Source organism: Burkholderia sp. 572 (assembly GCF_040545135.1).
GTDB classification, from domain to species: Bacteria; Pseudomonadota; Gammaproteobacteria; order Burkholderiales; family Burkholderiaceae; genus Burkholderia; species Burkholderia cepacia.
Genome location: NZ_JBEPLH010000045.1, coordinates 13,762 through 27,281 on the forward strand (window position 1 = coordinate 13,762; position 13,520 = coordinate 27,281).

9 protein-coding genes are annotated in these 13,520 nt (G+C 58.9%); 3 read left to right on the forward strand and 6 right to left on the reverse strand.

The window, feature by feature from the left end:
• Positions 1-49 precede the first annotated feature (49 nt).
• Genes ABIC51_RS40090 through ABIC51_RS40100 form a run of 3 tightly spaced genes read left to right on the forward strand, consistent with a single transcriptional unit; the run spans position 50 to position 5,047 of the window.
• The gene (locus ABIC51_RS40090; RefSeq protein ID WP_354007089.1) at positions 50-1,171 is read left to right on the forward strand and encodes an efflux RND transporter periplasmic adaptor subunit; all 1,122 of its coding nucleotides are present in this window, start codon (positions 50-52) and stop codon (positions 1,169-1,171) included.
• The gene (locus tag ABIC51_RS40095; RefSeq protein WP_175862978.1) at positions 1,168-4,266 is read left to right on the forward strand and encodes an efflux RND transporter permease subunit; all 3,099 of its coding nucleotides are present in this window, start codon (positions 1,168-1,170) and stop codon (positions 4,264-4,266) included. The genes ABIC51_RS40090 and ABIC51_RS40095 overlap by 4 nt, the downstream gene beginning before the upstream one ends.
• Positions 4,267-4,315: 49 nt before the next feature.
• The gene (locus ABIC51_RS40100; protein WP_146255057.1) at positions 4,316-5,047 is read left to right on the forward strand and encodes an IS6 family transposase; all 732 of its coding nucleotides are present in this window, start codon (positions 4,316-4,318) and stop codon (positions 5,045-5,047) included.
• A gap of 98 nt (positions 5,048-5,145) precedes the next feature.
• On the opposite strand, the gene ABIC51_RS40105 is transcribed toward ABIC51_RS40100, so the two are convergent.
• The 6 genes from ABIC51_RS40105 to ABIC51_RS40130 all read right to left on the reverse strand — a co-directional run bounded on the left by ABIC51_RS40105 (position 5,146) and on the right by ABIC51_RS40130 (position 13,297).
• The gene (locus ABIC51_RS40105) at positions 5,146-5,400 is read right to left on the reverse strand and encodes a PAAR domain-containing protein (RefSeq protein ID WP_146255062.1); all 255 of its coding nucleotides are present in this window, start codon (positions 5,398-5,400) and stop codon (positions 5,146-5,148) included.
• On the reverse strand, positions 5,390-6,223 hold the full coding sequence (locus tag ABIC51_RS40110) for a tetratricopeptide repeat protein (RefSeq protein ID WP_175901747.1): 834 nt from the start codon (positions 6,221-6,223) through the stop codon (positions 5,390-5,392). The genes ABIC51_RS40105 and ABIC51_RS40110 overlap by 11 nt, the downstream gene beginning before the upstream one ends.
• On the reverse strand, positions 6,207-9,164 hold the full coding sequence (locus ABIC51_RS40115; RefSeq protein ID WP_226129860.1) for a VgrG-related protein: 2,958 nt from the start codon (positions 9,162-9,164) through the stop codon (positions 6,207-6,209). Before ABIC51_RS40115 ends, ABIC51_RS40110 begins: the two co-directional genes overlap by 17 nt.
• A 60-nt stretch (positions 9,165-9,224) precedes the next feature.
• Positions 9,225-11,729: a type VI secretion system Vgr family protein gene (locus tag ABIC51_RS40120; protein WP_175901744.1), complete on the reverse strand. Its 2,505-nt coding sequence runs from the start codon at positions 11,727-11,729 to the stop codon at positions 9,225-9,227.
• Positions 11,730-12,435: 706 nt separating this feature from the next.
• On the reverse strand, positions 12,436-12,786 hold the full coding sequence (locus ABIC51_RS40125) for a hypothetical protein (protein WP_175901742.1): 351 nt from the start codon (positions 12,784-12,786) through the stop codon (positions 12,436-12,438).
• Between the two features lie 301 nt (positions 12,787-13,087).
• Entirely contained in the window at positions 13,088-13,297 is a 210-nt protein-coding gene (locus ABIC51_RS40130) for a hypothetical protein (RefSeq protein ID WP_060063928.1), read from the reverse strand.
• Between the last annotated feature and the right edge of the window lie 223 nt (positions 13,298-13,520).

A 13,520-nucleotide genomic window follows, 5' to 3' on the forward strand; every position in this document is an offset into this window, starting at 1 on the left:
GTCACCGGTATCAGAATGAGGGCTCCTGTTCTTTGCGAGAGGGGACCTCATGTTCCGGCGCCATCATTTTGTCTACACATTGGGCGTGGCTTCGCTTGCGCTCGCGGCATGCGGCGAGCATCCGGCCGCTGATCCGCGTACCGAGGCGCCACTTGTGCGTACGAGCGCCGTTCACGGCGCGGCGGGGGCGAGCCGGTCGTTTTCGGGTGTCGTGGGCGCCCGCGTTCAGAGCGATCTCGGTTTCCGGGTTCAGGGCAAGGTCATCGAGCGGCTGGTCGACGCGGGCCAGACGGTCAAGCGCGGCCAGCCGCTGATGCGCATCGATCCGATCGATCTGGGGCTGCAGGCCCGTGCACAGCAGAAGCTCGTGGATGCCGCGCAGGCGCGCGCGACGCAGACGGCCGCTGACGAGGCGCGCTATCGGGATCTCGTCGCGGCAGGCGCGGTTTCGGCATCGACCTATGACCAGCTCAAGGCGGCTGCGGACTCCGCCAAGGCCCAGCTCGTCGCGGCGCAGGCGCAGGCCGTGCTCGCCAACAATGCGTCCGGCTACGCTGTTGTCATGGCGGACGCCGACGGCGTGGTGGTCGAGACGCTGGCGGAGCCCGGCCAGGTCGTCGCGCCGGGACAAATCGTCGTGCGGCTCGCGCATGCCGGCCCCCGCGAAGCCGTCGTCCAGCTTCCCGAGACGCTGCGTCCCGCATCCGGCTCGATTGCCGAGGCGACGCTGTACGGCGCGGCCCAGAAGCCTGTTCCCGCCGTCCTGCGCCAGCTCTCCGACTCCGCCGATCGGCTGACACGGACCTACGAGGCGCGGTACGTCCTCCAGGGCGCGCTGTCGAATGCGCCGCTCGGCGCGACCGTGGCGCTCGATCTCGCCGGCGATGCCGGCCACGCACCCGCCGGCATGGTGGTCCCGGTCGGCGCCGTGTTCGATCCGGGCACGGGCACCGGGGTCTGGACGGTCGACCGGGCCCAATCGCGCGTGACCTGGCGCAAGGTGCGTGTCACCGCATTGAGCGACGACAGTGCGACGGTGACGGGCGACCTTCGCGACGGCGACCAGGTCGTCGCGCTCGGTGCCCAGTTGTTGCACGACGGAGAGCATGTGCGTCTCGCCAACGACAAGATGATCGCGGCATCCGTCTCCGCGCAAGGAGCGGCGCAATGAGCGGTTTCAACTTGTCGGCGCTCGCGGTGCGGGAGCGCTCGGTCACGCTGTTTCTGATCATCCTGATCTCGATCGCCGGCGTGGTTGCCTTCCTGAAACTGGGGCGGGCCGAAGATCCGCCCTTTACCGTCAAGTCGATGACGGTCATCACGGCATGGCCCGGCGCGACCGCGCAGGAAATGCAGGACCAGGTGGCCGAGCCGCTCGAAAAGCGCATGCAGGAACTGCGCTGGTACGACCGGACGGAGACCTATACGCGTCCGGGGTTGGCCTTCACCACGGTGACCTTGCTCGACAGTACGCCGCCCGCGGACGTGCCCGAGGAGTTCTATCAGGCGCGCAAGAAGCTGCATGACGAAGCGGGCAACCTGCCGCCCGGCGTGATCGGCCCGCTCGTCAACGATGAGTACTCCGACGTAACGTTCGCGCTTTTCGCGCTCAAGGCAAAAGGCGAGCCGCAACGAGTGCTGGTGCGCGACGCCGAGGGATTGCGCCAGCGGCTTCTTCATGTGCCGGGCGTCAAGAAGGTGAACATCATCGGCGAGCAGGCGGAACGGATCTATGTCTCGTTTTCGCACGACCGGCTCGCGACACTCGGCGTGACGCCCCAGGAGATCTTTGCCGCGTTGAACAACCAGAACGTTCTGACGCCAGCCGGTTCGATCGATACGGCGGGCGCGCAGGTCTTCATTCGTGTCGAAGGCGCGTTCGACAAGCTGCAGACCATTCGTGACACGCCGATCGTCGTTCAGGGCCGCACGTTGAAGCTCTCCGACGTGGCGACCGTCGAACGCGGGTACGAAGACCCGGCCACGTTCCAGATTCGCAACAACGGCGAACCGGCGTTGCTGCTCGGCGTCGTGATGCGGGACGGCTGGAACGGGCTCAACCTCGGCAACGCGCTCGACGCGGAGGTCGCATCGATCAATGCCGGGATGCCGCTGGGCATGAGCCTCACGAAGGTGACCGACCAGGCCGTCAATATCCATTCGGCCGTCGACGAATTCATGGTCAAGTTCTTCGTCGCGCTGCTCGTGGTGATGGTCGTGAGCTTCGCGAGCATGGGATGGCGCGTCGGCATCGTCGTGTCGGCGGCAGTGCCGCTGACGCTCGCGGGGGTCTTCGTCGTGATGGCCGCCACGGGCAAGAGCTTCGACCGCATCACGCTCGGTTCGCTGATTCTCGCGCTGGGCCTGCTCGTCGACGACGCGATCATCGCCATCGAAATGATGGTCGTGAAAATGGAGGAGGGCTACAACCGCGTCCAGGCGTCGGCTTACGCGTGGAGCCATACGGCCGCGCCGATGCTGTCGGGCACGCTGGTCACGGCGGTCGGCTTCATGCCGAACGGCTTCGCGCGCTCGACGGCCGGCGAATACACGAGCAACATGTTCTGGATCGTCGGCATCGCGCTGATCACATCGTGGGTCGTGGCCGTCGTCTTCACGCCGTACCTCGGCGTCAAGCTGTTACCCGACATTGCCGTGATCGAAGGCGGCCACGAAGCGATCTACAACACGCGGAACTACCAGCGTTTTCGCCGTTTCCTCGGACGCGTGATCGGACGCAAGTGGATGGTCGCCGGGATCGTGGTGGCATCGTTCGTGGTTGCCGTGATGGGCATGGGACTGGTGAAGAAGCAGTTCTTCCCGACGTCCGATCGCCCGGAAGTGCTCGTCGAAGTGCAGATGCCCTATGGGACGTCGATCGAGCAGACCGCGTCGGCAACGGAAAAGGTCGAGGCGTGGCTCGCGAAGCAGCCGGAAGCGCAGATCGTGACCTCGTACATCGGGCAGGGCGCGCCGCGCTTCTATCTGGCCATGTCTCCGGAGTTGCCGGATTCGTCCTTCTCGAAGATCGTGATCCGCACGAGCGATGAGCACCAGCGGGAAGCGCTCAAATTCCGTCTGCGCAAGGTCGTCGCCGAAGGATTGGTGCCCGGGGCGCAGGTTCGCGTCACGCAGCTGGTGTTCGGCCCTTACTCGCCTTACCCCGTTGCGTTCAGGGTCATGGGCCCGGACGCGGGGACGTTGCGCGCCATCGCCGCGCAGGTCGAGCGGACCATGAAGGCCAGCCCGATGATGCGAACGGTGAACGCCGACTGGGGGCCGCGCGTTCCCACCGTGCATTTCACGCTCGATCAAAATCGTCTCGGGTCGTTCGGGCTGACGTCCAGCTCGGTCGCGCAGCAACTGCAATTCCTGCTGACCGGCATTCCCGTCACGCACGTGCGCGAGGACATTCGTTCGGTGGAGCTGGTCGCGCGTTCGGCGGGAGACACCCGGCTCGACCCGCAACGGATCGAGGGATTCACGCTGATCGGTAACGCAGGGCAGCGGGTGCCGCTCTCGCAGGTCGGCAAGGTCGACATCCGCATGGAGGATCCGATCCTGCGCCGTCGCGATCGAACGCCGACGATTACCGTGCGTGGCGATATCGCCGAAGGATTGCAACCGCCCGACGTGTCGACCGCGATGCTCGCGCAATTGCAGCCCATCATCGCGAAGCTGCCGGGCGGCTACCGGATCGAGGAGGCCGGCTCCATCGAGGAGGCCAACAAGGCGACCAATGCGCTCGCGCCGCTGTTCCCGATCATGATTGCGCTGACGCTGCTCATCATCATTTTCCAGACGCGCTCGATTGCCGCGACCATGATGGTGTTCGCGACCAGTCCGCTGGGTTTGATCGGCGTGGTGCCGACACTCCTGCTGTTCAATCAGCCCTTCGGCATCAACGCATTGGTGGGGCTCATTGCGCTCTCCGGCATCCTGATGCGCAACACGCTGATCCTGATCGGCCAGATCGAAGAGAACACGCGTGCGGGCATGGCGCCGTTCGATGCGGTAGTGGAGGCCACCCTGCAGCGCTCGAGGCCCGTGATCCTGACTGCGGTTGCCGCGATGCTTGCGTTCATTCCGCTGACCCATTCCGTGTTCTGGGGCACGCTGGCCTATACGCTGATCGGAGGAACTTTCGCAGGAACGATACTGACGTTGGTGTTTCTGCCAGCTATGTACTCGATCTGGTTCAAGATCCGGCCCGGGGCAGAGGAAAGCCACTCTGCGCTCGAACCCAGCGCCAGCGTGACTTTGTAGACATGTGGGCTTTGTCACGTTACGGAGGGTGATCGCGTAGGATGCCGGAATGACGAATCCCAAATCGCTTTACCACGGCCATCGTTTCCCAGCTGCGATCATCAGCCTGGCAGTCCGATGGTACTTCCGGTTCCAGCTCAGTCTGCGCAACATTGAGGAACTGCTGTTCGAACGCGGTGTCATCGTCAGCCACGAAACCATCCGTCGCTGGTGCGACAAATTCGGTGCAGTCTTCGCGGGCTGCGCGAAGACTGTACGACGCAAGACCGGCAGCACCTGGCACCTCGACGAGAAGTTCGTGACTCTGCGCGGCGAGCCTTATGTGCTGTGGCGCGCCGTCGACGAGCATGGCGCCGAACTCGACATCCTGCTGCAGAAGCGGCGTGATAAAGCTGCCGCCAAACGTTTCTTCCAGCGAGTGCTGCATTCCTTTCCGGCGCCGCGAAAGATCGTTACCGATCAGCTGCGCAGTTATCCTGCTGCGAAGGCGGAGTTACCGGAACTGGCGAACGTGAAGCACGTGTTCGTGAAGGCCTGTGCGCGCGTGAACAACCGTGTTGAGAACAGCCATCAACCCACCCGCGAACGCGAGCGACGCATGCGAGGGTTTCGCGACCCGAAGCGAACTCAGGCCTTCCTCGCGAGCTTCGGACCGATCCGTCAGCATTTCGCCTTGAAGCGACATCTACTGCGCGCCTCTCTTTATCGCAAACACCTTGCCGCACGTTTCTCGACGTGGCATGAATTCACCGAAGTCCCCCCCATTCCGTCTGCAGCATGACGCAGCGGGTCACTCTTACGCTCGCTCCGTACTTACTCGGCTAACTTGACAAAGCCCGCGCTCGTTGTGCACGGAATCCCCCCGACGACGCAACGCTTTCAGATCAGGCTCGAGATGAGGTGACAACCACATGTCGCCCGATGCCCATGCCGGGCGATCGGGATACCGCCGTCCGTCATCGAAGAATCACCTTCCTCTATGACGTTAGGTGACACATCTGGGTGCTGCGGACACGACACTCGATCCCCCTTACGAGAGACGTAGCGACCGTCAAAACGCATGGTTGCAGACCCTGTTTCAACTTTACCGCCATGATCAGTGCTGTCTCCGACTCGGATGAGATTAATTGACATTTCGGTCATTTACCCGAGCAGGAATCTTTGCAGCGTTGCCCGACCTAGTCATCAAATCTACGTATTTCTTATATGCCGGACGCGCTTTCTGCGAGTCGCCCATATCCCAATAGGAATCAGCTATGTTAAGCCAAGCCACCGCTCTATTGGGAGCAACGGACAATACCGTTTCCAAAACCGAAACCGCCTCACCGTTCCGCTTAACGAGCTGAAGGGCGTATGCATAGTCGTTAAGCGATGAAATCAAGATATCACGCGTATTTCTCTCGTGCAGCCACTTCTCTTGATACGAGGTTATGTATGGGGAAAGAATGTCAACAGCATTTCCCGGGAGGTTGCTTTTCAGGAAAATAATCGCCTCCGAATGCACCATGGAAAGATAATAGGTATATTTTTCCCTAAGACCATTCCCGCCATTCACAATTTTGTACGCACCAGTAAGATCTATATCATCAGCGCAAACACCTTGGACGGCCGCCTCTTTTACCTCTATAGCTGAATTATTGACACTCGCCACCATGCGACGACCCGCGACGCCCCTTGCACTCAGATCTGCTATTTCATTATGAACTGGAGCAAGTTCCACATCAAGGAGACCATTTTCCAGCTTTGTCTCCTTGGATTTGATATAGCAATCTGCCGAAGTGGACGCACCTGCTGCCGGTGCCCCACCAGAAAGCGTCAGCGTATAACTACCGTCACGTTGAGCTAAGGCGGCATCTGCACCCTGAGCAGAATAGAACTTCACCGAACCCTCGGCGCTCGCAAAAAGAGGGTAAAAAACAAACAACCCAAAAATCGTTATTTTAGTAATCTTTCTCATTGGCAAGCTCCCGCTGCGCTTTCACTCGTTCCGAAACAAATCTCTTTCCCACATTTTCTTGCTCAGCAGCCGACGAATGAATAAACCGGACAAGATTACCATGCGAGTCCTTTCTTCCGCGCTCTGCGTAGATAGCGTCAATCAGCTTTACATCGTAATCTCGCGTCTCGGTTGGCGGCCCAAGGGTACTCATCGCAGTCGTGACAACATCAGTCGCCGGCCCATGCTGCACACAAGTTGACCAAATGACATCATTCAAGGCATGAGAATGGTATCTCATGTCAACATGCTGCGAATCTGCAATTGTCTGAATCTGTATGTCGTAATGTGTCACTCTTGTAAATGTATGCTCGGCTTCGTGAAATTTTGATTCATCCGACTTAACGAGCTCTCGCCACTTATCCGAAAATTCTGAAGACCCGGGCGTTAATCCATCGAACGCTCCCGGCCAAGGAAATCCAGACCACGTAACAAACTGCTTCGCTCTTCCGCCAATTACCGTGGTACCGTTTCTCTGACGAGTCTGGCTCGTAAACTGATACGAGCCGTAGGAGACCCCACCTGGATCGCCGCTACCGCCGGAAATGGCAATCGGTCCTCGACCACTAGTCTCATAAAATGTCGAGAGTCCACCAAGATCGTAATCGCGCCGCTTTCTAACAGTGGCCAAGAAATTCGAAAGCAATCCTATTGGATGAAGGTGCCAAGGCGAAAGGTCCGAGGGGAACCCATCGACCCCTTGTATTTTCTCCCACCACTGAAGCTTCGCGAGTCGGTCAAGCTCTGTCTTCCACATCTCAGTTTGCTTCTGCATGAGCGGAGTGAGTTCCTCCCATTTTCCGAGACCGCCACCCCATTCGGTTTCATTGCGCACAACAAGATGCGAAACCGCTTCAGCCATCCACCGCGTTTCCAGTGCATGTTTCAGTTCCTGCGCCGATACCTTCCCATCGGTGTTCGTATCGATCGCCTTTTCGAGCTTCGTGATGAGTTCGCCAGCGTTTACTTTCGCAGCCTCGCCCATAAACTCGGTACCGTCCTCATCTGCCAGATATTGCTCGGTCGTATGGACATGACGTTTGAACATATCTGACGGGCTCACACTGCCGTTGTCGACCAATTCGAAGCCTGGCCATTCCCACGGACTCCGGAATTGTACGTGCGGGTGGCCGGTATCACAGATCCAACCCTGTCGTTCCGACCCGTCCTTCGAACCGATCTTGATGTTCCACCAATGGTGGTCTTTGTCGTCGACCGCGATATTGCCGGCGCCAAGCTTGCCGAGTTCGGCACGCTGTAAAACGTCCCGAAAGTCTGCCCCTGGGCCCGCTGCCCTAGAAACGTCCAGCGGAAAGTTTTGCCAACCTGGAACATTCCCGGTGCTGATCGTATCTGCGAGAGCGCTTTCGACCCACATCGGCTTCCCGACGTCAGTGAGGGTTTGCGTGGCCTTGTGTTTCCCCTTAGCTGGTTGATTTGTCACGCTCTTCGGCTGCACCTTCACCCAACGCGAGCTTTTTGGGTCGCCTAGCGGCACAAGCTTCAATCCCGCTTGGGTCAGCTTCTGATCCGGCTCTGGAATGTCGCTTACCAGTTGGGCCCCCGGTTCGATTTCAAGAAGTGGCTTGTTGTTGTCGTTCAGCTCTTTCGCGCGAGCGCGGCTTTTCTCCATGAAGTCCTTGAAATCCGAACCGGCAAACACTTCGAGGTGCAACATAGGAAAGTTCGGCTGGGGTGGCATCGGACTTGCCTTCATTGGCCATTGATACTGACCAACATGAGCGAGGACCTCGCCAGCATTGACTTTCTGCGGGTCCTTTAGAATGACGACCGCATCTAGCGGCGTCGGATCTACAACCGCATCCAGCTCCCCCTTGAAAAGGTAGCTCCAAGGTGCTTGAGAGGATACCGGTTTGCCAACAACCGCAGGCAGAATCGTCCCCGATTTAATCGCCTTGATCTTTATCCAGTCCTTGTGTGCGGGATCGCCTTCACCTGCAATCACTTCGGCTCCGGTTGGTAACAGACCGAGGATCTTACTCTTGCCGTCAGGCTGCTCTCGAATGTGCAACCCTGTCGCTAGAACCGGCGGACCCATATCTTGATCGCTACTTGCGGACGACGGCTCGTCTCCGTTGGCGTTCTGATTAGGTAGATTGCCGGCCGGATCGCCAGGTGCTGAAGGCGGCTGCGCAGGTGCCTTCGGCTTGTCAACGGTTTGTGTGTCTTTGGCCTTCGCACCAACACGATAGTAGCGGTCGCCTTCCCAATACGACATCGGAGCGGGAAGCGACGGATCAGGCTTCGGATTGGATTTGGCCTGCTCGATCGCCTTCTGATAGGTCTTCCAATCCATCGTGTGCATGTACAAGCTGAAGAACACGAGGGGTTTGTCGTTTGCCGGTTTGCCGCTGGGCGGTGTGTCGGCGGCGGGAGTAGATGTCGGAGGCGTGGCAGTTGGGGCCGATGCTGGCGCGGTTGCCGGCGCCGATGCGGGCTTCTCAGGTTGCTTCGGTGCCGGTTTCGGCGGTAATGGTGGCAATTTCAGTTCATGCCTAACCAATACAAAGCCGGTCGAGTAGTGCGCCAGACCAGCGTTGTTTGGATATGTCGTCTCCTCATACTCCTTGTTCAGCCTGTACGCAACGATCTTGCCGTCCGCGATCGCGCGCACCCCGCTGTCCTGCTTCAACATCTCCGCGCTGCCGGCGGCGAAATGCACGCCTCCGTGCCACATCCCGCTGACGCCCAGCGGATAAAAGCCGTTCTCGCATTTCGCCAGCGCCTTGAAGTAAGTCATCGGGTCAGTCGCGTCATTCTGGCCCACCGGCGTGAAGGGATACGCCCAACTCAGCGGGGTATCAGCGGGCTCGGCTGGCTTCGGCTCTGGATGTGGCGCGGCCGGCGGATGGTGTTTCTTTTTGGGGGCTGTCTTGCTCATATTTCCCGACTCGGATTCGGTTTCAAGATTTTTTTGTTGATGCCTGCTGTACCGGGGTTCTTACCCAGAGAACACCGTAAAACGCCCGCCGTCGGCCGATACCGGCGACGAGTGAAGCGGATTCTGGAGCGACCCACTCGCGGCACCTGCTTTTTCCCAATTCGCGCATTTTTCCAAAATTTGCCCCGACGTTGCGTTCTCAATCATGTTCGCCGTCAACTTGATATATGAGCCGTTCGCGCCAATCCATATCTCGTCAGCTGACAAGTACATCTTCTTCCCTGCCGTGATCTTCACATCCTGCGAGGCCGCCAGGCTCATCGAGTCATTCTGGGCTTGTAAGTCAATCGGGCCACCTGCAGCGTAGATTTTGACACCGAGCTTTTGCGCAAACAGGCTGATCTGTTCCAGTACGCTGGCGAGCAAAGCCCGGCCGGCGGCAAGATTGATATCCTCCCCGGCAACCATATTGGTTTGCTTGTTTGCCGTGATGTGGGCTGACCCTTGAGTCGACGCGGCGATCCCTTCCGGGCTCGACAGCAGCATGATCGGCTTCGCGAACCCGTTCGCGTTGCCGGTGCCGCCACCTGCCGTACGGCCACCCTTGCTTGTGCCGGCCACCGCTTGCTGCGTGGCGTCGGTGAATGCTTTTAGCGCATCGCGGCCGCGTTGTTGGCTTTGCGCCCGGTTCGTCTCGCTCGCCTTCGAAGTCGTCTCCAGCAACGCTTCGGCGCGGGTAAGCTGTTCAGACGCTGGTCCCGTACTCAGTGGTTGCGTGGAAGCGGGTTGCGTCGAGACGTAGAGACCTTGTTCAGCCCTCACAGCACCATAGGCTAGTGACTTGAGGTCGAATCCGTGGCCGATAAATGCGCCACGTGTATTCCCCGAGTGCTGGATTAGGTAGCCCAGATGAAGGTGGCTGCTATAGCTGGTTGAGTACAAATGCACGCGATTTTGACCGGTGGCGTCGTCCATCATGAGTTGGTTGTAGCCATCGCCACCATACTCGCGTGACAACAAGCCCGAGGTCAGGCCATGCGTGTGCCATTCAGGCATGCTTTTCCCGCCGTGCATCCTGGAAAGGATCACGGGGCGATCGCAATCGCCGTTGATGAAGCCGATCAAGCATTCGTCGTTCTTGCGCAGCGGGAACATGCCACCGCGTTTGTAGCCCGCATCGGGCATGGCCGCGCGTATCCACGCAGACACGTTCTGGTCACCATCGTTAAGCCGATCAGATGTCAGCCGAATTTTTGCGCGAAGCATGTCGTCCGTATAGATTTCCTCTTCGTCCGGCCCTCCGACGATGCCGGTCTGCAACTGCATAACAGGCTTCTTGTGTTCGAACGGGCTGCGAAAGGCAACACTGCGTCGTTGAGCTTCGATCTCGACGTGGAAAAAGCCAACACCTCCGTCGTCATGCCGCACCGCCGAACCTACGCCCGTAGCACGTGCTTGCTCGACCTCTGCACGAAGGCTCTTGCGAAAACGCATCAGGTTCTCAAGCCCAGGTACGTTGTTCTGGATCAGCCAATTCACGGAAAGAATCGCCATTTCGCGATCCTGCTCCGATTGCGCATCGTGCACGGGGTGCCCCGTCAATACGCCGTAGCGACCCGGCCAGGCGCAACGTAATGCACCTACACCGTAGAAGCGCTGCGCACGCGAGCGCCATCCCTGAGTAACATAGTTGGCCTGACTTTCGCCCATATCGTGGTCGGACCATGTATGCGAGCCCGTGTAGTCGTACTGTTCGCCCAAGCCAGGTACATCGTCCAGGTCGAGCGCCGGCATGGTGACATGTTTGGGGAGGTCAGGGCGCTTATAGTCGAATGTCCCAGTGTCGAGTTCAGCCGACTGAATTTCTTGAGAATCGACCCATTCGCAGAGACCGTCGAATTCCTCGTCTTGTACGGAGCGGCTGAACGAAATGGTCTTGTGTGTCAGTTCGGGGACGGAGAAAAGATCGTCCATGATGACGATCTTGTGTGACTTGCCGTCCTCCGCCACTTCGAAACGCGGAAACACGCCGAGCTCCTCAAATGTGCGATGGACGTAGTTCCAGTCGGACTCCCATTGCACACGCTGCGAATAGGAGCGCAACGCTTGGCGTAGTTGCCAGGTGAAATTGCCAGTTGCCTGCGGATATTTTCCGAGCACGTCCGCCACCGTTTGCTGCGCGGGCGTCTCGATCCAGTCGCGCCGGTCGCTACCAAGCCGAAGGAGGGCGAGGTACGAATTAAATCGGAGCTGGTAATAGGTATTGGCTCCATCCCCGCCCAGGCGACTGAATGCGGTCACATAACCGTGAATCGGCATTTCACTTCCATCAACCTGGCGAATCCACAGCGTCACGGACTGCCGGATCAGCGCCTTGGCCTGAATTGATTCAAGCTGCGTCGACGTTGCGTCTATCGTAAATTCGAAGTCTCGTCCAAGGCATGCACGACCCCGAACATAGAGTGGGATCAAGCGGTTTTCGCCCAGCGGCGTATCAAGTCGGACGATCCGTCCCAATTGCACGTATTGCGCACGCAGCGCTTTGTTCAACAGATCAGAAACCATCAAGCAACCCCGTGCGATGTGCAAAGAAAAAACAGCCGCCGAGCAACGTCGGGCGGCGAACTGGCGCCACATTAACAGGAGAAGGCTCAATCTCTCGGCAGCTTGCTCGGCCTTCAGGCGTTGGCGAAACGCGGCTCGTTGAGTGATACGGACTCAACGATTCATATTATCAAAAGGTCGATTCTACGCCGCCTCGAGCTAACGATGCTTTACATTAGCCGCTCCTCGACCCATGACGGCACATAATTACACTCGTTAATTAATTGAATGGCGTTTGAAAGAAATAGTGCTGCCTCTTTTTTTCACGTTGAGCGGGACTATTCCGATTTCCGTGCTAATTCATGGTGAGCGTTCCGCCAGGGTCGTGTGGCGCCGTGTTGAGTCGCTTCAATAATCACCGAGATAAATCGATGGATCGCCGCTCGTCGCTCGGCTAGACACGCATCCTGGAGGTTTGGCTGAGTGGTTCGACCGCAAGACCCGCCGGGATGCGGGTTGCATAGAGCAGCTGAAGTCGGAGTGATCGAGCGCAACCTGCAGTTGCCCAGCGAAGTAGGATTGGGACCTCCACCACTAAGTAGCGGCCCTTGATCTCGTGCGTACGCCAGCGCGAGTACCTGACCTACGGCGAGACCGTGCAGTGCTGATCACCCAGCTTACGACCACCGGGCGAAGGTAGTTTTTCGCACGAGGGCGCACGCACCGATCAGCTTGGAATCACTCGATAGGTCTCGCCTACGCGTTCGATCGAATACCAACGCGCCCCTCCGTACTCCGGCCTTGTACTATCTCGACGGGCGTAGAGCATAGCGAGCATGCGCACGATCTCGCCTGGTTCCGGAAGTCGATCGAGATCGCCGCGAAGAACCACACTTTTCCCATTGATAGTTACGGAGAGCCTTCGGTTCCGTTCGAGCGGCTTCGCCGCCGCGGGGTCTCGCGCCCCCGAAGAACGACCACTACCGCCTTCGGCAACTGCCCACATGGCAAGATCGCCGATCGATGGTGCGTGGCCAAGCATTGCGCTTTCGACAATCCAACCATCGAGCAGAGACATCTACTCCTCTCGCTTATCCAGACCACTGAAAGCAACAAAAATCGCGCTCAAAAGTGCAACGATGAGCGCTCCAGGCGCCACTATGCTTGACCAATATACTGCCACTGGATCGGTACGATGCTCCATTCCGTAGACGATCGCGACAACTGCGGCCGCAAAGGAGATTGTCGCCGTGCGGAAGAGGGAGCTTCGATTTGTTCTACGCATGTCGTCCGTTTCTCTAAGCCTGTAGGTGATCGCTTCGGGCGTGGCATGAAGGCGATCCCGGCGATCGCCATTCCGTGCGACAGGGACGGCGAACTCATGGCCGCCGCTCCGTGTTTTCCGCCGCGCGATCGCGAGCCGGCTGCTCTTTCGCACGCTGGAGCTCGCGAACAACTTCATCGGCCTGTCGCAGGGCCCGCCACGCGCCGATCGCCATAAGCACGATGAGAACCGGCATCAGATACAGCATGTTCGTCGCGAGGTCGTGGGCCAGGCCGCCGACAACAATGAACCAATCGGAATGCATGAGTGCCTCTGTAGGTCGAACGCGCGCTCAGGCGGTGGCCGCCGGCGCCGGCACTTACGCTGCGCTTAGTGCCCAAAGCATTATTCAGGATTTCATTTTACATAATGCTGATGATCATTTTTTGATTCTGTAGTGGCTAGATTGAAATGTCCGCTTTTGGCTACATAGAAATGTCCGCTTTCGTGCCGCGTAAGCTGTTCGGCCGCCGGGTGTCCGGCGCCGG